Raw genomic sequence first — 17,095 nt, forward strand, 5'->3', positions numbered from 1 at the left:
GTGAAAGCCCTCGACCAACTCACCTTCGACAACCGCTTCGCCCGCCTGGGCGATGCGTTCTCCACCCAGGTCCTGCCCGAGCCGATCGCCGAGCCGCGCCTGATAGTGGCGAGCGAGTCGGCCATGGCGCTGCTCGACCTCGACCCGGCCCAGGCCAATGAGCCTGTGTTCGCCGAGCTGTTCAGCGGCCACAAGCTCTGGGAAGAAGCCGACCCGCGGGCGATGGTCTATTCCGGCCATCAGTTCGGCTCCTACAACCCACGCCTGGGCGATGGCCGCGGCCTGCTGGTGGCCGAAGTGCTGAACGACCAGGGCGAGCACTGGGACCTGCACCTCAAGGGCGCTGGCCAGACGCCGTATTCGCGCATGGGCGACGGCCGTGCCGTGCTGCGCTCGTCAATTCGCGAGTTCCTCGCCTCCGAAGCCCTGCACGCCCTCGGTATCCCCACGAGCCGTGCACTGTGCGTGATCGGTTCGAGCACCCCGGTGTGGCGCGAAACCCGAGAGAGTGCGGCAATGCTCACCCGCCTGGCACAGAGCCATGTGCGTTTCGGGCATTTCGAATACTTCTACTACACCCAGCAGCCGGAACAGCAACGTGTGCTGATCGACCACGTGCTGGAGCAGCACTACCCCGAGTGCCGGGATGCCGAGCAGCCTTACCTGGCCATGTTCCGCACCCTCGTCGAGCGCAACGCCGAGCTGATCGCCCGCTGGCAGGCCTATGGCTTCTGCCACGGGGTGATGAACACCGACAACATGTCGATCCTCGGCATCACCTTCGATTTCGGCCCCTTCGCCTTCCTCGACGACTTCGACGCCAACTTCATCTGCAACCATTCCGACGACCGTGGCCGCTACAGCTACGCCAACCAGGTGCCGATTGCCCACTGGAACCTCAGCGCCCTGGCCCAGGCGCTGACCACGGTGATCGAGGTGGAACCGCTGAAGGAGGCGCTGGGCCTGTTCCTGCCGCTGTATCAGGCCCACTACCTCGACCTGATGCGTCGACGCCTGGGCCTGACCACCGCAGAAGACGACGACATGGCGCTGGTCGAGCGCCTATTACAGCGCATGCAGAGTGGCGGCGTGGACTACAACCTGTTCTTCCGAAAGTTAGGGGAGCAACCCATCGCCGAAGCGCTGAAGGTGGTACGCGACGACTTCATCGACCTTGCTGGCTTCGATGCCTGGGGCGCGGATTATCTGGCACGCTGCGAGCGCGAGGCGGGCAATGCCGAAGGCCGTCGTGAGCGGATGCATGCCGTGAACCCGCTGTACGTGCTGCGCAACTACCTCGCGCAGAAGGCCATCGAAGCGGCCGAAGCGGGGGATTACAGTGAAGTACGCCGCCTGCATCAAGTGCTAAGCAAGCCGTTCGAGGAGCAAGCCGGCATGCAGGCCTATGCCGAGCGCCCACCTGAGTGGGGCAAGCATCTGGAAATCAGCTGTTCTTCATAATCTTCAAGGAACCGACATGTCCGATCCACTGGTAATCCCTTGCCCACACTGCAACGGCCTCAACCGCCTGCCGGCAGAGCGCCTGGGTGATGCCCCTAAATGCGGCCGCTGCAAAAAGGACGTGTTGCTCAGCACGCCATTCGAGCTCAGCGAGGCCAACTATGCCAGCCAGATCAAGGGCGATCTGCCGCTGCTGATCGATGTCTGGGCCGACTGGTGCGGCCCCTGCAAATCCTTTGCCCCGACCTTCGAACAGGCCGCCCGCCAACTCAGCGGCCGCTGCCGCCTGGCCAAGCTCGACAGCGAAGCCAACCGCAACCTGGCCGGGCAACTGGGCATCCGCTCGATTCCTAGCTTGATCCTGTTCAAGAACGGCCGCGAAATTAGCCGCCAGGCTGGAGCGTTTCCACTGCAGTCGTTGCTGGAGTGGGTGCGTAGCCAAGGGGTCTAGTTTTCAAACGCCTGCCAATAGGGACTCGTAGGGAATGCGCAGACCATCATGCAGGCGCTTGATCATGGAAAGGCTTAGCCCGCGCTTTCCATTAAGAACTTCCGAGACCCGCCCGCTCGGACCGATGAAGGGTTCAAGATCTCGTGCCGTAAGCCCCTGTTGATCCATACAAAATTTGATGGCTTCAATCGGGTTTGCAGGATGAATCGGATAGTGCTGGTTTTCGTACACCTCGATCAGTGTCACCAGCACTTCCATTTCATCAGCTTCTGGCGTACCAGCTTGTGCCTGGAAAATAGCTTCTAGTCGCTGAAAGGCCGCTCGAAGATCGTCATCATTGCGGATTGGCTTAATATTCACAGATTGTCTCCACGTCAATCTCGTCATAGCGCCTGTGCGTGCCGACGAATTTCACCCAGGCAATACCGGCTCGATACTGCATTTCGACCACAAGCCGGTACTTGTTACCTCCGATGTTAAAGACCACGCGGTTGTTGCCACATATGCTGGCGTTGCCAATCTGATCCTTTACATCTTGAGGCGTTCGCCAGATGGCCTTGATGGCCATATCGTGCCAGCTTTGCAAGGGCGCCTTGGCATCTTCATACCCGGGTAATTCCCAGAACTTCACCAAGGTGCTTTTGGCAATGACGCGCATGCAAGCATATCTCCCGTTTTGGGAGATTATGCTCGGGGCCCGCGTATCGCGCAAGGGATTGAGTGTAACGCTTACTCGCAGCGCTCGAGCAAATCGTGCAACTCGACAAATTGCTGTGTCAGCTTGTGCCGCGGCTCCAGGTGAATCAAAGGCAGGCTTGCATGGTGCGATTCGCGCATCTTCACCGAGCTGCCCAGGTACACCGGCAGCACCGGCAGCCCTTCAGCCAGCAATTCGTCGAGCATCTGCTGCGGCAAGCTGGCACGGGACTGGAACTGATTGACCACGATGCCTTCGACCACCAGGTCTTCGTTGTGGTCGTCCTTGAGCTCATCGATCTCGGCCAGCAGGCCGTACAGCGCCTGACGCGAAAAACTGTCGCAGTCGAAGGGGATCAGTACGCGATCAGCGGCAATCAACGCCGAAACCGCGTAGAAATTGAGCGCCGGTGGCGTGTCGATGTAGATCCGCTCGTAGTCCTCGTCCAGCTCGTCGAGCAACTTACGCAGCTTGTTGATCTTGTGCTTGGCTTCCAGCTTGGGTTGCAGGTCGGCCAGCTCCGCCGTGGCGGTGACCACATGCAGGTTGTCGAACGGGGTTTCGTAGATATCAACCTTGTTCTTCTTGTTGAACGGCCCGCTGGACAGGCTCTGCTTGAAGAAGTCAGCAATCCCCATCGGGATATCGTCGCCGGTCAGGCCGGTCAGGTACTGGGTCGAGTTGGCCTGGGCATCCAGGTCGATCAGCAAGGTCCGATAACCTTCGCTAGCGCTCACTGCCGCCAGGTTGCAAGCAATGCTCGACTTGCCCACGCCACCTTTCTGATTGAACACCACGCGCCGCATGATTGACCTCCGTGTATCAACGAATGCCCGAGTATGTGGCGGCGCAGCGGCAATGACCAGTGCCATTTGCCCATTCGCAGGCGAGCCCGGAACATCACCCCTGGCCTGCCATCAGCCCGGTCAGCAACTCGGCAAACGCCCGGGCCATCGCTGAACTCCCACGCTCGCGCTGCACCAGCCACACGGCCGACATCGCCCCTTCATCCAGCAGCGTGCGGTACACCACGCCTTCGATGCGCATGCGCTGGAACGACGCCGGTAGCACCGAGATCCCAAGCCCCGCCGACACCAGGCCGATGATGGTCATCGCCTCTCCCGCCTCTTGGGCGAAATGCGGGCTGAACCCGGCCTGACGCGCCAAGCTCAACAATTGCGCATGCAACCCGCTGCCATAGCTGCGCGGGAAGAACACGAACGGTTCATGGGCCAGGGCAGCCATGTACACGCCCTGTTCCGTGCCTTCGGCCAACGGGTGCGAGGCATTGATCACTGCTACCAGCGGCTCGCGGAACAGCTCGGTGGCCACCAGGCCTTCCGGCAACGGCATCGGCCGCATCAGCCCGACCTCGATGGATTCGTCGAACACCCCTTCGGCGACATCCCGGCTGCTCATTTCCTTGAGGTTCAGGTGCACGGCGGGGAAGCGCTGACGAAAGGCATGAATGGCCTTTGGGATCTTCGACGTGAATGGCGCCGACGAGGTGAAACCGATTTTCATCTCGCCCAGTTCGCCCAACTGCGCGCGCCGGGCCACATCGGCCGCCTTCTCCACCTGCGCCAGCACTTGGCGTGCCTCTTCGAGGAACAGCCGGCCAGCCTCGCTCAGCTCGACCCGACGATTGGTCCGCTCGAACAGGCGAGCGCCCAGCTCCTGCTCCAATGCCTGGATCTGCTGGCTCAATGGCGGCTGGGAAATGCCCAGTTGCTGGGCCGCGCGGCCGAAGTGCAGCTCCTCGGCAACGGCGATGAAGTAACGCAGATGGCGCAGTTCCATTATCGGCTCCAATTAGGTCGTAGAACATCTCAAATAGGTCGAACAATATATTGGATCTAATCATTAGCCAGCTATATGCTTTTTTCATTGCGCCAGAGGTACCGTCCGTGAAAACTGCTGTAGCCCCCCTTCCTAACGGCCCAGAGCCTGCACCCCTGAACGAAATGTGGATCGAAAAAGGCACCCCCGCCTTCATGAAGACCGTGCTGGCTCTGTTCAGCGGCGGGTTCGCCACGTTCGCGCTGCTGTACTGCGTGCAGCCGATGATGCCGCTGCTGTCGAACGAGTTTTCCATCAACGCAGCGCAGAGCAGCCTGGTGCTGTCGGTATCGACTGCGATGCTGGCCTTCGGCCTTCTGATTACCGGCCCGATCTCCGACCGCATCGGCCGCAAGCCGGTAATGGTCTTTGCCCTGGTCTGCGCCGCCCTGTCGACCTTGGCCAGCGCGGTGATGCCGAGCTGGGAACTGGTGCTGGCCACTCGCGCCCTGGTGGGCCTGTCGCTGAGCGGCCTGGCGGCAGTGGCGATGACCTACCTGAGCGAAGAAATCCACCCGCAGCACATCGGCCTGGCCATGGGCCTGTATATCGGCGGCAACGCCATCGGTGGCATGAGCGGGCGGCTGATTACCGGGGTACTGATCGACTTCGTCAGCTGGCACACGGCAATGCTGACCATCGGCGGCCTGGCCCTGGTGGCGGCGCTGGTGTTCTGGAAAGTGCTGCCCGAGTCACGCAACTTCCGCCCGCAGCTGATGAGCCCGCGCAGCCTGCTGGACGGCTTCGTCATGCACTTCAAGGACGCCGGGCTGCCTTGGCTGTTCCTCGAAGCCTTCCTGCTGATGGGCGCCTTCGTCACCCTGTTCAACTACATCGGCTACCGCCTGCTGGCCGAGCCCTACCACATGAACCAGGCGCTGGTCGGGTTGCTGTCGGTGGTGTACCTGTCGGGTATCTACAGCTCGGCGCAGGTCGGCGCACTGGCTGACAAGCTGGGCCGGCGCAAAGTGTTCTGGGCCAGTATCGTCGTCATGGCTGGCGGCCTGCTGATGACCCTGGCCATCCCGCTGGCGATGGTGATCGTTGGCATGCTGGTGTTCACCTTCGGCTTCTTCGGTGCGCATTCGGTGGCCAGCAGCTGGATCGGCCGCCGCGCGCTGAAGGCCAAGGGGCAGGCTTCGTCGCTGTATCTGTTCAGTTATTACGCAGGGTCCAGTGTGGCCGGTACGGCAGGTGGAGTGTTCTGGCACCAATGGGGCTGGAACGGGATCGGCCTGTTCATCGGCAGCCTGCTGACCGTGGCGTTGCTGGTGGCCCTGCATCTGAGCAAGTTGCAACCCAAGGCAGTTTGAAAGGCCGAGGCATCATGCCTCGGCCAGCAGCATCACGAAGCGCGCCTGGAGCAGTTCGCCTTCGGCTTGAAGCTGTAGGCTGAGCGGTTTGCCACCCTCCTTCTCCAGTAGATGCAACCAGGCCAGCACGGCAGCAGCGGCCCCCTCCAGGCTGACGTCCACCTGCCCGGATCTGGCCTCCAGGCTGGTGATATGCAAGCCTGCAGCCTTGGCACGCTCGTTCAATCCGGCAGGTGTGTGCACCTCGACGGGGGTTGACGACCGAGGCGGCCCCTGCATGATTCGCTGCAGCTGGGCACCCAACTCATGTTCACGCGCCAGGTCTCGCTCAGCCTGTTGCAGGCGGACTTGGCCCGGCAGCCAGAGTAATTGGCAGATCACGATCAGGGTCAGGCCCCATAAAGCGGCCTTCAATAGCATGCGTCGCCCGGGTGACAGCAGTTGCCACTGGCGTAGCACCGCAAATTCTCTCCAATGCTTCATTCAGCCTCCCGCCAGGACAGAGTCGCCCGTACCCCTCGATCGGCCTGTCGGCCCTGTTCCATCCTCATACCGGGAACGCGTGCGCCAAGCCGTTCAAGATCGTCAAAGCCATGGGCGACGACCTCGACGCGCCAGCCTTGTTCAGGCGTCGATTCCGCCCGCTCGATCACCACATTGCCAACGCCGACCAGTTGCTCCGATAGCAGCGCCAGCTGCTCCACTGTAGTCGCCGGTGTAGGGCGGTGTTCGAGCAGCCTGATGCGCGTAGCCAGGTCACCACCCGGGGGCTGCTCAGGTGCCCAGCGCTGCAAAACCCGAACATTCTCGGCATGCAGCCTGGATGCTTGCTGCACAAGCCACTGCGCACGTACGTGATCGACCAGGCAAAGCATGAGCAATGCCAGCACCACGCCACTTGCCAGGCCTCGCCATGCCGGTCGCATTCGCCGCCGACGCAGTGCGCCTTGGCGCAGGTCCACAGCGCCAGCATTGCCTTGCACCATGATTTCCACTGCACTGGCGATCTGCTGATCACAGTCAGACGCGCCCGGCGAGCCTGCTTCGGCCATCCAGAGCATCGAAGCATATTTCTGCTTCATGACTTGTGCGGCCTGGGCACTTAGCGCCAGGCAAGTGCCTTCACTGCCCCTCAGCAGCCATCGCCCCTCGAACCACAGGGCGCATGCCCGCTCGCCACTCAGCAGGTCAGCATCGACGTGTACAGCCATGGGGTCGATGCCCTGGTGCTGAAGCTTCGACATCAGCGGGTGCAAGCAAGCCAGCGCTATCACCCATACCCTGCGCCGGCCCTCCTGATCTTCTGGCCCGAACGCCAAGTGCAGCGCCTCCAACGGTGCCGCCAGCTGTTCTTCCGCCGCATAACCCAATGCCTCGCGGCTGGGGCGCCTGCCCGGTATCGGCCCGATCACGCAGCAACCCGCCAGCTCCATCGGCAAGACGAGCACCACCGCAGCGGTGGCCAATTCTGGCGGCAAGTTGCCCAGCTGTGACCGGTACTGGTGCCCTTGGGCTGTGCGCACGAGCACCGGCCAAACTCCTTCGTCTTCGACCACGGCCCCGGCCAGCAGAAACAGGTAAACCTCACTCATCTTGCATGTGCTCCGGTTGTGCAGAAAAAAACCGACGCAGCACACGCACCTGATGTGTGTTCGGGTCGATTTCAAGGTCGCTGTACAGATAACCAACGTTGCCTTCCAACGCTGCTCGCACTTCCAGGCGGTACCAGCGGCTGGTCACCGACAACCCATGGCTGTCGATGCCAAGCCCCACCAGCTGCGGTTGCGCCAGAAATTGCTGAACGCTGGCATAGCCCTCTTCGGGCCGCTTGCCCACCACGCTCCGTGCAATGGACGCATCCACGCCTTCAAGGCCTTCGAGCACGCGCACCAGGGCGGTATTGATGTTGAGCCCCGCGTGGGTAGGCAGCGCCACGACCCATGGCTGCAAACGGGCCATCACCTGGGCATCGACGCCCGGCAAGGCGCGCAGCTGGCTGGGGTCAAGCATGCGCTGTCCGGCCAAGGGCTCCAGCAACGGCGCCTCGATCTGCAGGGCATGGCACAACCGCTGCCAGCGTTCGAGCAGCACCGGGTCGAGGGTTTTTCGTGCGGTCAGCGCAGCGATATTGAAACGCCCGGAAAGATCCTCCAGGCGCAGCCGAAGCTGACCCTGCTCAAGCTCCAGCAAACGGGTGTGCGCCCAAGGCTGACCGCCATGGGTCACTTGCAACAAAGCCGCGGCCTGCTGTGTCAGCTGCTTCAAGGCATGCTGCTCACCAGCATGGGCGAGCTGCAGCAAACGCGAGGCCTCGATCTGCTGCCGGAGACTGCCTAGCATGCCCTGGTGGCTACGCAACATGCTGGCGACCAACAGGGTCGACAGTGCCATTACCAACAGCACGGTGATGAGCGCCACGCCTTGTTGCCTCGCGTTTTTCACAGGCTTGCCCCCGCCAGAGGCAGTACTCGACGAATCCCCTGAAAGCGCCGGGTCGTCAGGGTGATTTCAAGTGCCTGGGGCGGTTGCGCAGCAGTCCAGCGGGTTACCCATCCGCTTTGTGCACCGTACAACTTCCAACGCAGGTCCTCGATACCTTCGAGAAGCCGCTGAGGGCGCCCCTGCCCGTGTTCCAGCGTCCGCCGCTGACGCCATAACACACCGTCCTCCAGCCAGTACTCGACAACCCTCAAATCGCTGCGCGGCAGCGATTGCCGATCACGCTCCGCACCAAGCAACCAGCCCACCCGCTGCGACGTCAGCAACACCCCATGATTCCCGCCCTTCTTGCTGATTGCGGGCCAATAACCTTGCAGCGCATCCCGCTGCATCACACTCATTGTCCGCCCCAAGGCACGTAGTTCTTCGGCCTGAGCCTGACGCGCAGCATCTGCCCGTACCAAGGCAGCCAACATTTGGCTGGTCCCCGTCGCCAGCAAGGCAAAGATGGCGATGGCTAGCAACAACTCCAGCAGGGTAAAGCCTTGCTGGATACGGGCTGGCGGCTTACTGCGCTGCATCGGCCACCTCCAGCCACCCCACAGCGTGGTGAAGCGGCTGCCGGTCCGATACCAGCCCGACGCTCACGCCAATTTCGACCAGTGCCAGCTCAGCCTGATGACGCCGCGACTCGACGATGAACCAGGTGCGCTGATCGAACTGAACCTCGTGGGGGCGGCGCAGTGTGGCCGCAGTCGCTTGCAAGCGAAGCTCGTTAAGGTGGTTATCGGCAATCCAGCTGGCAAACAGTCGATCACGCATACCCTGCGACTGCGCCAGCACCTGGTGGCTGGCAGTGGTCACCGCCGCAGCCAGCACGGCGAACACAGACAGCGCCACCAGCACTTCCAACAAGGTGAATCCACGTTCAGCGTTCGAGCCACGGGGCATTGAGGCCATCGCTTGATAGTTGGGCAAGGTCGACACCCCCCTCATGGAAAGACAACGAAAACGGGGTGTGCTCGTCGTTACGGGAAAACACCAATTGTGCGGTGTTTCCTGGCCCGGCGAGCGTCACCGGGAAGCCGTCGATACTCAGGCGCAGGTCCAGGCCAGTATCCCGGCGCTGCCCTGCCGCCACCCAGCTTGTGCCGGACGCCTTCATCAGCTGATAGCCGCGGGCGTCGAATTGCACACCCATTTCCTGCCCCTCCAGCACAGCTTGCTGCCTGGCATGCTCGACCAGTTGCAGCAAAAAACCGGCCTCCTGGCTGGCCAGGCGTTGCGGGTCGCGCCCCAACTGCAAACCCGCCATGCCCAAGACAACCCCTGCCAGCAACAGCACCAACATCATCTCGAGCAGGGTGAAGCCTTTCGTGCGGCGCGGACTCATTCGGCCCAGTTACCGATATCGGCATCCGCATCTTCACCACCAGGCTGGCCATCGGCGCCCAAGGAGAACAGGTCGTACCCCTGCCCCGATCGCGTACCGGGATTGCTGTATTGATAAGGCATGCCCCATGGGTCCAGCGCCTGGCTCTTCAGGTAGCCTTGGGCGTTCCACTGGCGTGGCAAGGGCGCAACGGTCGGGCGCCGGATGAGCGCCTCCAGGCCCTGGGCTGTGGTCGGATAGCGCCCATTGTCCAGGCGGTATATTTCCAGGGCCGTAGAGATTGACTGGATATCGGTACGCGCCGCCGTGAGCTTGGCATGGTCCGGGCGGCTCATCACATTGGGCAGCACCAACGCGCCGAGCACACCCAGAATGATGACAACCACCATGATTTCGATAAGCGTGAAGCCACGCTGCGCATGATGTGGAGCGCTAGAAGACATATCAGTTGACCAGTTGGTTGAGGTTGAGAATGGGCAGCAGGATGGCCAGTACGATGAACAGCACGACGCCCCCCATCAGCAAAAGCATCAGGGGTTCGCAGAGGCTCACCAGGAGGGTAATGCGACCAGCCAGTTGCCTGGCCTGAAGCTCGGCAGCACGTTCGAGCATGCTGTCCAGTTCCCCGGCACGCTCACCACTGGCGATCATGTGCAGCATCAGTGCGGGCATGCACTGGCTGCGTGCCAGGCTATGGGCCAGCGTTGCGCCTTCGCCTACTTCACGCACTGCGGTTTGCAAGCGCTCGCGTAAAACCAGGTTGCCCACCACGCCTGCAGCGATGTTCATGGCATCCACCAGCACAACACCGCTGCGGCCAAGAATCGCCAGGGTACTGATGAACCGCGTAGCGTCACTGGCACGGACGAAGCCGGCGTAACCTGGCAGCTGCAGCGCCATGGCATGCCATTGCCTTCGCCTCACAGGCGCGCGCAGCAGCACGGCAGCACCGGCAACGCCTGCCAGCAGCACCAGCAAGGCCAGCAACCCGAAGCGGCCAGACGCATCGCTGAGTGCAATCAGCACCTGGGTCGCCAGCGGCAACTGTGCCTGATCACGGGCAAATGCCTGCACTACGTCGGGCACTACATAGCCGAGCAGAAAGCCCACCACCAGCAGCGCGACGATCGTCAGTATCAGCGGGTAGAGCATCGCCAATTGCACCTTCTGGCGCAGGGCCTGCTGATCTTCGCCATGCGCTGCCAGGCGCTCCAGTACCCCTGCCAGATGCCCGGAACGCTCCGCCGCCTCGACCGTGGCGCGATAAACCAGCGGGAAAGCCAATGGGTAATGGGCCAGTGCATCGGCAAACGTATTACCTTCGGCGACTCGCTCAGCCACGCCGAGCATTATCTGCCTGGCCTGGCGCTGGCCACTTTGCGCTGCCACCGCCTGTAGCGCTTCGCTCAGCGGCATGCCCGCTTGCAATAGCGTCGCCAGCTGCCGAGTGAGCAAACAGCGGCGCGCCAGGGAAAGACGATTGCCTGCAGCCAGGACGGCAAAAGGCGAAGGCTTTACCAGCTCGATTGTCATGACCGACCAGCCCTGCTCGCGCAACTGCTGCCGGGCCTGACGCGCACTGGCCGCCTCAAGCGTGCCGCGCTGGCGAGCGCCATCCAGGCGTTGGGCCTGATACCGGAAGGCCGCCATGCTCAGCCCTGACCCGTCACGCGCAACAGCTCCTCAAGACTGGTCTGCCCTTGGCAGACACGCTGAACGCCATGTTGAAACAGGGTGGTCGTGCCCGGAGGAAGTAAATCCTGCATCTGTGCCAACGATGCGCGACCATGGATGGCCTGCGCCAGCTGCGGGGTAATGACGACCATCTCATGCAATGCCATGCGCCCGCTGTAACCCATCTGGCACAGCTCACAACCTACAGCCTGGTAAAGCTGCTGCGGCAGGTCGTCAGGGTTGCCCAAGGCGCTGGCGGCGGCGGCGTCCACCTCGTATGCGGCCTTGCAGTGCGGGCACAACACACGTAGCAGGCGCTGTGCCATGACACCGGCAAGGGAGGATGCCAGCAGGCAGGTATCCACCCCCATGTCCGCCAGCCGCGTGATGGCCCCCAAAGCACTGTTGGTGTGAAGGGTCGACAGCACCAGATGGCCTGTCAGCGATGCCTGCACGGCGATATCCGCCGTTTCCCGGTCACGGATCTCCCCTACCATCACGACGTCCGGGTCCTGCCGCAAAATCGCCCGAAGCCCACGGGCAAAGGTCATGTCGACCTTACTGTTGACCTGAGTCTGGCCGATGCCGGGCAAGTGGTATTCGACCGGGTCTTCGACGGTGAGTATGTTGCGCGACTCGCGGTTAAGTACCGAAAGCGCCGTATACAGCGTGGTGGTCTTGCCCGAGCCGGTCGGGCCTGTGACCAGGAAAATACCGTGGGGTTTGTCCAGCAACGCCAGAAACGCCTTCTGCACCGGGGGTTGCATCTGCATGTGCTGCACATCCAGGCGCACAGCCTGCTTGTCCAGCAAGCGCAGCACCACCCTTTCCCCATGGGCCGCCGGCAAGGTAGACACACGGACATCCACCTCATGACCGGTCAGCCGCAGGCTGATTCGGCCATCCTGCGGCACACGCTTTTCGGCTATGTCCAGCCGCGCCATGACCTTGATTCGCGACACCAGCAAGGCCGCGAGCGCTCTGGGCGGCGACAGCACTTCGCGCATGACTCCATCGACGCGCATGCGAACGCGCAGCTGCTGTTCGAACGTTTCCAGATGGATATCGGAAGCGCGCGATCTGACCGCTTCGCTGAGCAAGGCATTGAGCAAGCGGATGATCGGCGCATCATCCTGTTGATCGAGCAGGTCACTGGTCTGCGGCAGCTCCTCAGCCAGACGTGACAGGTCGATGTGTTCATCCAGCCCCTGGATGACCGACTGCGCGGCGTCCTGTGCACCGCCGTAGCAAGCGGCAAGGTACTCTGCAAACTGGTCGCCATTCACCAGGCGCAGAGGCCAGTGATGGCCAACGACACGCAGCGCCTCGGAAAGTGGCTCCAGCGCAGCATCGTCACGCATCAACAGGGCGGGCTCGGCTGCCTGCCGGTCCAGCAAAATGCCATGCCGCCGGGCGAAGCCGAATGGGAGCAAAGGGTTCAAGGCTATGGCTCCCGGCCTTCCGGCATCGGTCGCGCTTCGAACAGCCTGCGGGGGTCCTGAGGCACGCGCGTCGGGTCGGAGGCGCGAACATCATCGTAAGCACGATGCCCGAACTCAACCAATTCAGCCTGGGTACGCAAGATGGTAGGCCGCAGGAACACCATGAGATTGGTCTTTTCCTGGGTATCCCTGGTCCAGCGGAACAAGCCTCCCAGCAGAGGAATACGACTGAGCAACGGCACGCCACGCTGCTCTGTACGGACACTGTCCTTGATCAGGCCACCAATCACGATGATCTCGCCGTCCGCCGCGAGAATGGTGCTCTTGAGCGTTCGCTTGCTGGTAATCAGGTCACCTTCGAGCGTGCTGGGCGCCAGTTCCGAGCTCTCCTGCTCGACCTCAAGGCGCAGGCTTCGGCCTTCGTTGATGTGCGGGCGAACCTTGAGGCTGATGCCGATATCCTTGCGTTCCACAGTGGTGAACGGATTATCCGCGCCATTGCCCGACGTGGTGTATGAGCCCGTCTTGAACGGCACGTTCTGCCCCACCAGGATTTGCGCTTCCTGGTTGTCGAGCGTAAGCAGGCTGGGGGTGGACAGCAGGTTGCTACGGCTGTTGCTGGCCAATGCGGAAACCAGCAGGCCAAAGCGGTCAGAGCCTAGCGCCAGCGCCGCGCCGCTGGGCAGTGCCTTGTCCGCCCCCAGCACATCGGCCAACAGCGCACCGCTGTCCGGGAATGTCACCCCGCCCTTGAGGCTGCCGGTGTCCAGCCCCCACTGCAAACCCAAGGCCTCATTGATATCGCCACTGACTTCGACGATGGCCGCGTGTATCAACACCTGTGCGCGGGGCTGGTCCAGTTGCTCGATGATCTGCACCACATTTCCCAGCGTCTTGGGATCGCCCAGCAGCACCAAGGCGTTCTGGCTGGTATCCGCCTTGACCATGGCTCCGGATGCGAGCGTCTGGCCCAAGGCTTCTGTGCCCGGCTTGCCGTCCAGCCGCTTGCCCACTTCACCGAGCACCTCGGCCAGCTGCTCGGCATTACCATGCTGAAGGCGCACCACGCGCCAGTGATGCGAATTTTCAGGTGCCGGCACATCCAGCTCGCGGGCCAGTCGTGCCAACCGTTGGCGGGATTTTTCCGGCCCAAGCACGAGCAGGCGATTGCTGCGCGTGTCGGCCAATACCCGCACACCGCTGTCAGGGCTACCTGCCGAAGCTTCGACGACAGGCAATACATCGGCGGCTTGAGCTGTACGCAGCGTTACCAGTTCATAGTCATGCCGCTGACCGCTGTCCAGTTGGCCCACCAGGGCCTGCAGACGCTCGAGGTTGGCAGCCGAGTCGGTGACCACCAGGGCATTGGCGGAGCTTGACGGGCCGATGTAGCCATTGCTCGACACCAGCGGCCTCAACAGGCCGGCCAGGTCCGCAGCAGTGCTGCCAGACAGGCTGAACACGCGCGTGGTAAATGCGGAAGGGATCGCATCGGCCTGCTGGTTGGCCCAGGCTTTGGCTTCACTTGCCGGCAACACCAGCAAGCGGTCACCATCGTTCACTGCGGCAAAGCCTTGCGCATTCAGGACCGAGTAGAACAACCTTCGTACGCCCTCACGATCGTGCGCCTCACTGGACAGTACGGTGATACGCCCTTGTACACGTGGGTCAAGCACAATCGTCTGGTCAAGAATGGCCCCGACTTCGCGAACCACATCACGCACATCGGCATCGCTCATCGCCAATTGCCAGGTTGGCGCATCAGCCAGGGCCAGTGGGCAAGTCATGGTCAGGCAAGCCCCAAGTGAAGCTGCCCGCAGGTAACGTTGAAATCTCATTGCACCTCCCGCAACAGGCGGGGTGAATCGGAAGGGGCAGGAGCGCGCACGGCGCTACTGCCGGATTGAACGAAAACGCGGGCGCGGTCGCTGGACAGGGTCAGGGTTTCTTCGCGCCCGTCGACCCAAAGGGTGATTGCTCCCACCTCAATGCGGCGCAACACGCTGCCACCCGGCAAGCGGCTGCCCACGCTGTAGAAACTGTCGCCCTCGCGGCCTCCCACCAACGCTCGGGGTTGGCCGCGACTGGGTATGAAACAAGGCTTGAGCACCAATCCGGCCTGGCTTGCAAACCTTTGCCCGGGCTCGCTAAAGCCAAAAGCCAATGCCAGGGTCACCGTGGGTAATGGCTCTTGCACGGGTGATGCACTGGCAACGCTGTCTTGCCCGACAGGTTCGACCACGTCAGGGCGTGTGGCTTCGCGCCAGCCCAGCATGACCAACGTCAGCAGAGGGATTGCTACCCAGGACAAGACAGAAGAGTGCTTCATTGGCTCAGGGCAGCATTCGACTGATTACACGCCGCCCTGCAAATTCGTGCATGGCGACTGCCCCCACGTGCAAAGCCACGGCCAATGCCAGGCTGACGTTTGCTGCGATATGCAGCGTAAGCCAGGCACGTAGCCAAAATGGATCAGCCAGCCAGGGCGCGATTGCAAACCAGCCAAACACGTCGATCGCACGGTCCATCATCAGCACGCCTGAGGTCAGCACCAACGCGGTCAGCCAGTAAATGCCTTCATGAACAAAATGCGCCAGACGCCGTGCCAAGGGGTTTTCGTTCACCGCGCTCGGCCTGGGCTTCAGGTAGCGCATCAACCAACGCAACAGAAAGACCGGGATAAACAGCGTGGTCAGTCCAACATTCAGGAAACCGACCCATTGCGCGGTAGCGGGTTCGACAGTAAAGCCCGAGACGTAAAAGCCACTTACCAGCGCCCAGATGATCACCAGGGCAGAAACCCAGTGCAGCAGCATCTGCTGCCAGCAATACGTGTGTTGTTGCATAAGAATTACCGCGACACGGCCCGGCTTGCCCTATCGGGCCGCCGGGCCGCACTCCTTTTAGCGCTTGATCCAGGCGTCTTGCCAGTTGCTGCCTACACCAGGCTCATAATGGTTGGCACTGCCCGAGTAGCTCTTGCACCAGCCCTCAAACGGGAATGGTTTGCACTCGAACACCTCGCCGGTCTTGGGTTGCAGGACACGAGTGCCTTCTTTGTAACTTGCGATCGACTGAGGGAATTCGAAGTCGTAGTCTTCGCCACCTGCGGCTTTGAGCTGAACGACACGTTCTTCCTGCAGCAAAATGCGCCCCGTCTTGTTGACGCCAACCACCTTGAGCAGGTGTTCGCCCTCGACGCTGGTCACTGGTAGCGCAATGGGGCTGGTGGCGGCATCCACGTCCAGGCGAACGAAGCCGACCTGCTGGTTAGCGCTATCGAACAGCCGGGCGCTGACCTGCAGCTTGCGGTTGGTCATGACGGTGAAGTCAATATTCGTCTTGCCGTCAGTCAAGCTGTAATCAGGCTTGAGGTCATGCAGATGCATATAGCTGTCGTCGACCGGCACGCCTTCGATGTCCAGCTGATAACTGCTGATGCCCGTCTCTGGCTTGGCGAAGATGTTGTTGGCGCCCTGTACGGGCTTGATGTTGCCGTCGTTATCGAGCTGACCGGCCTGCACCAGCGACTGGGTTTCATTGATGCGCTTGGCCAGCTTGTAGGACCAATTGGGCGCAAGGCCTTCCTCCGCGCTCTCGATAGTAACCGTGACGCTGTATGGAGCGCTTTCCGAACCGGCCACGAACGCGCGGGCCTTCACCTTGTCGCCAACCTGCAGGTCACGGTGCGGGCTGATGCTACCCACCTGCGGCCACTCTGGAACCGGGCCGCCTTCTACCTGGATATCCACGTCCATGACGTTGTAGAACGCAGCGGCGGTATCGGCGACTGTCCAGGCACCCAGGATTATGTGCTGACCGGACTTGCCGGCAGGCAGCGTGCACTGGTGTTTTACCAGGGCCGGCCCACTCGTGGATTGCCCCTCGCCACGGGCGGGCTTGCCTTGCCCGTCGACGGTGCAGAAAGGCGTTGGCTCGAACGCATCACGACCCAACGGGGCATTCGGGTTCCAACCCGTTTTGGTGATGAAATACTCCCAGCCCGTTGTCTTGTGCCCTTCCGTGTAATGCCAGTCAAAGGCGATTTCACGTTGTTTGACAGGGGTCAGGGACCAGCGATTGGCCGATTGTTCATCAAGCGACGAGAAATCAGTCCGCACACCTCCACTGGCGAGCTTCCCATCGACAGGACCGCGGCCCGGAAACCCTTTTTCTGCCTCTCCGACAGCTTGCGGCTCGTACATGGGTTGGCCGCATCCAGTGTTCAGACCTAACCGGCAGGCATACGCACGAGAGGGTGGCTCACTGGCATAACCATGCGCATTGGCCAACTGGGCATGCATGCCTGCACCGGCAACTGCCAGCCATAAACCGCTGGCAGCAAACTTTCGCAGATTCTTTGTTGTACTCATGACGCACTCCGGA

General features: G+C 61.8%; 20 protein-coding genes. 3 read left to right on the forward strand and 17 right to left on the reverse strand.

Annotated features, from left to right (window positions below):
* Both selO and trxC read left to right on the forward strand, forming a co-directional pair.
* Positions 1–1,461, forward strand: coding sequence for a protein adenylyltransferase SelO (gene selO / locus APH28_RS12875; protein WP_060509854.1), 1,461 nt, complete (start codon positions 1–3; stop codon positions 1,459–1,461).
* A 16-nt stretch (positions 1,462–1,477) separates the two neighbouring features.
* Positions 1,478–1,912, forward strand: coding sequence for a thioredoxin TrxC (gene trxC, locus APH28_RS12880; protein WP_060509856.1), 435 nt, complete (start codon positions 1,478–1,480; stop codon positions 1,910–1,912).
* A gap of 3 nt (positions 1,913–1,915) precedes the next feature.
* Here trxC and APH28_RS12885 read toward each other — a convergent pair whose 3' ends face one another.
* The 4 genes from APH28_RS12885 to APH28_RS12900 all read right to left on the reverse strand — a co-directional run bounded on the left by APH28_RS12885 (position 1,916) and on the right by APH28_RS12900 (position 4,409).
* The gene (locus APH28_RS12885) at positions 1,916–2,272 is read right to left on the reverse strand and encodes a type II toxin-antitoxin system HigA family antitoxin (RefSeq protein WP_060509864.1); all 357 of its coding nucleotides are present in this window, start codon (positions 2,270–2,272) and stop codon (positions 1,916–1,918) included.
* Positions 2,262–2,570 carry a type II toxin-antitoxin system HigB family toxin gene (locus APH28_RS12890; RefSeq protein ID WP_060509866.1) on the reverse strand — a complete coding sequence of 103 codons (309 nt, stop codon included), beginning with the start codon at positions 2,568–2,570 and terminating at the stop codon, positions 2,262–2,264. Before APH28_RS12890 ends, APH28_RS12885 begins: the two co-directional genes overlap by 11 nt.
* Positions 2,571–2,641: 71 nt before the next feature.
* Entirely contained in the window at positions 2,642–3,415 is a 774-nt protein-coding gene (locus tag APH28_RS12895; protein WP_060509868.1) for a ParA family protein, read from the reverse strand.
* Positions 3,416–3,509: 94 nt separating this feature from the next.
* On the reverse strand, positions 3,510–4,409 hold the full coding sequence (locus tag APH28_RS12900) for a LysR family transcriptional regulator (RefSeq protein WP_060509870.1): 900 nt from the start codon (positions 4,407–4,409) through the stop codon (positions 3,510–3,512).
* Positions 4,410–4,516: 107 nt separating this feature from the next.
* On the opposite strand from APH28_RS12900, the gene APH28_RS12905 reads away from it, so the two are divergent.
* Positions 4,517–5,761: an MFS transporter gene (locus APH28_RS12905; RefSeq protein ID WP_060509871.1), complete on the forward strand. Its 1,245-nt coding sequence runs from the start codon at positions 4,517–4,519 to the stop codon at positions 5,759–5,761.
* 12 nt (positions 5,762–5,773) lie between these two features.
* Here the strand turns inward: APH28_RS12905 and gspM are convergent, their stop codons facing one another.
* Genes gspM through gbpA form a run of 13 tightly spaced genes read right to left on the reverse strand, consistent with a single transcriptional unit; the run spans position 5,774 to position 17,082 of the window.
* A complete protein-coding gene (gene gspM / locus APH28_RS12910) occupies positions 5,774–6,244 on the reverse strand; it encodes a type II secretion system protein GspM (RefSeq protein WP_082432291.1) in 471 nt (156 codons plus the stop codon).
* On the reverse strand, positions 6,241–7,353 hold the full coding sequence (gspL, locus tag APH28_RS12915) for a type II secretion system protein GspL (RefSeq protein WP_060509876.1): 1,113 nt from the start codon (positions 7,351–7,353) through the stop codon (positions 6,241–6,243). The genes gspM and gspL overlap by 4 nt, the downstream gene beginning before the upstream one ends.
* Complete coding sequence (locus tag APH28_RS12920; RefSeq protein WP_060509878.1) at positions 7,346–8,179, reverse strand: general secretion pathway protein GspK; 834 nt, start codon at positions 8,177–8,179, stop codon at positions 7,346–7,348. The genes gspL and APH28_RS12920 overlap by 8 nt, the downstream gene beginning before the upstream one ends.
* 20 nt (positions 8,180–8,199) lie before the next feature.
* Positions 8,200–8,781, reverse strand: coding sequence for a type II secretion system minor pseudopilin GspJ (gene gspJ / locus APH28_RS12925; protein WP_060509880.1), 582 nt, complete (start codon positions 8,779–8,781; stop codon positions 8,200–8,202).
* Positions 8,768–9,151 carry a type II secretion system minor pseudopilin GspI gene (gene gspI, locus APH28_RS12930; RefSeq protein ID WP_060509882.1) on the reverse strand — a complete coding sequence of 128 codons (384 nt, stop codon included), beginning with the start codon at positions 9,149–9,151 and terminating at the stop codon, positions 8,768–8,770. The genes gspJ and gspI overlap by 14 nt, the downstream gene beginning before the upstream one ends.
* Positions 9,129–9,593 (reverse strand): type II secretion system minor pseudopilin GspH, encoded by a 465-nt coding sequence (gspH, locus tag APH28_RS12935; protein ID WP_060509884.1) that lies wholly within the window; start codon positions 9,591–9,593, stop codon positions 9,129–9,131. Before gspH ends, gspI begins: the two co-directional genes overlap by 23 nt.
* On the reverse strand, positions 9,590–10,036 hold the full coding sequence (gene gspG / locus APH28_RS12940) for a type II secretion system major pseudopilin GspG (protein WP_060509886.1): 447 nt from the start codon (positions 10,034–10,036) through the stop codon (positions 9,590–9,592). Before gspG ends, gspH begins: the two co-directional genes overlap by 4 nt.
* 1 nt (position 10,037) lies before the next feature.
* Complete coding sequence (locus tag APH28_RS12945) at positions 10,038–11,243, reverse strand: type II secretion system F family protein (protein ID WP_060509888.1); 1,206 nt, start codon at positions 11,241–11,243, stop codon at positions 10,038–10,040.
* A 2-nt stretch (positions 11,244–11,245) separates the two neighbouring features.
* Positions 11,246–12,709 (reverse strand): type II secretion system ATPase GspE, encoded by a 1,464-nt coding sequence (gene gspE / locus APH28_RS12950; protein WP_060509890.1) that lies wholly within the window; start codon positions 12,707–12,709, stop codon positions 11,246–11,248.
* A gap of 2 nt (positions 12,710–12,711) precedes the next feature.
* Complete coding sequence (gene gspD / locus APH28_RS12955) at positions 12,712–14,547, reverse strand: type II secretion system secretin GspD (RefSeq protein WP_060509892.1); 1,836 nt, start codon at positions 14,545–14,547, stop codon at positions 12,712–12,714.
* A complete protein-coding gene (locus tag APH28_RS28595; RefSeq protein ID WP_156340881.1) occupies positions 14,544–15,020 on the reverse strand; it encodes a hypothetical protein in 477 nt (158 codons plus the stop codon). Before APH28_RS28595 ends, gspD begins: the two co-directional genes overlap by 4 nt.
* 22 nt (positions 15,021–15,042) lie before the next feature.
* Positions 15,043–15,555: a cytochrome b/b6 domain-containing protein gene (locus APH28_RS12965; RefSeq protein WP_060509897.1), complete on the reverse strand. Its 513-nt coding sequence runs from the start codon at positions 15,553–15,555 to the stop codon at positions 15,043–15,045.
* A gap of 57 nt (positions 15,556–15,612) precedes the next feature.
* A complete protein-coding gene (gene gbpA, locus APH28_RS12970) occupies positions 15,613–17,082 on the reverse strand; it encodes an N-acetylglucosamine-binding protein GbpA (RefSeq protein WP_060509898.1) in 1,470 nt (489 codons plus the stop codon).
* Between the last annotated feature and the right edge of the window lie 13 nt (positions 17,083–17,095).

Origin of the sequence: Pseudomonas sp. NBRC 111124, assembly GCF_001320245.1 — a bacterium.
GTDB lineage: Bacteria > Pseudomonadota > Gammaproteobacteria > Pseudomonadales > Pseudomonadaceae > Aquipseudomonas.

Bases quoted from the DNA above. Each gene is read 5' to 3' on its own strand.
- gspI (WP_060509882.1), bottom strand. From the start codon at position 9,151: ATGCCCCGTGGCTCGAACGCTGAACGTGGATTCACCTTGTTGGAAGTG.
- gspG (WP_060509886.1), bottom strand. From the start codon at position 10,036: ATGTCTTCTAGCGCTCCACATCATGCGCAGCGTGGCTTCACGCTTATC.
- gbpA (WP_060509898.1), bottom strand. From the start codon at position 17,082: ATGAGTACAACAAAGAATCTGCGAAAGTTTGCTGCCAGCGGTTTATGG.
- gspM (WP_082432291.1), bottom strand. From the start codon at position 6,244: ATGAAGCATTGGAGAGAATTTGCGGTGCTACGCCAGTGGCAACTGCTG.
- APH28_RS12945 (WP_060509888.1), bottom strand. From the start codon at position 11,243: ATGGCGGCCTTCCGGTATCAGGCCCAACGCCTGGATGGCGCTCGCCAG.
- APH28_RS12890 (WP_060509866.1), bottom strand. From the start codon at position 2,570: ATGCGCGTCATTGCCAAAAGCACCTTGGTGAAGTTCTGGGAATTACCC.
- APH28_RS12965 (WP_060509897.1), bottom strand. From the start codon at position 15,555: ATGCAACAACACACGTATTGCTGGCAGCAGATGCTGCTGCACTGGGTT.
- gspD (WP_060509892.1), bottom strand. From the start codon at position 14,547: ATGAGATTTCAACGTTACCTGCGGGCAGCTTCACTTGGGGCTTGCCTG.
- gspL (WP_060509876.1), bottom strand. From the start codon at position 7,353: ATGAGTGAGGTTTACCTGTTTCTGCTGGCCGGGGCCGTGGTCGAAGAC.
- gspH (WP_060509884.1), bottom strand. From the start codon at position 9,593: ATGAGTCCGCGCCGCACGAAAGGCTTCACCCTGCTCGAGATGATGTTG.
- APH28_RS12900 (WP_060509870.1), bottom strand. From the start codon at position 4,409: ATGGAACTGCGCCATCTGCGTTACTTCATCGCCGTTGCCGAGGAGCTG.
- APH28_RS12895 (WP_060509868.1), bottom strand. From the start codon at position 3,415: ATGCGGCGCGTGGTGTTCAATCAGAAAGGTGGCGTGGGCAAGTCGAGC.
- gspJ (WP_060509880.1), bottom strand. From the start codon at position 8,781: ATGCAGCGCAGTAAGCCGCCAGCCCGTATCCAGCAAGGCTTTACCCTG.
- trxC (WP_060509856.1), top strand. From the start codon at position 1,478: ATGTCCGATCCACTGGTAATCCCTTGCCCACACTGCAACGGCCTCAAC.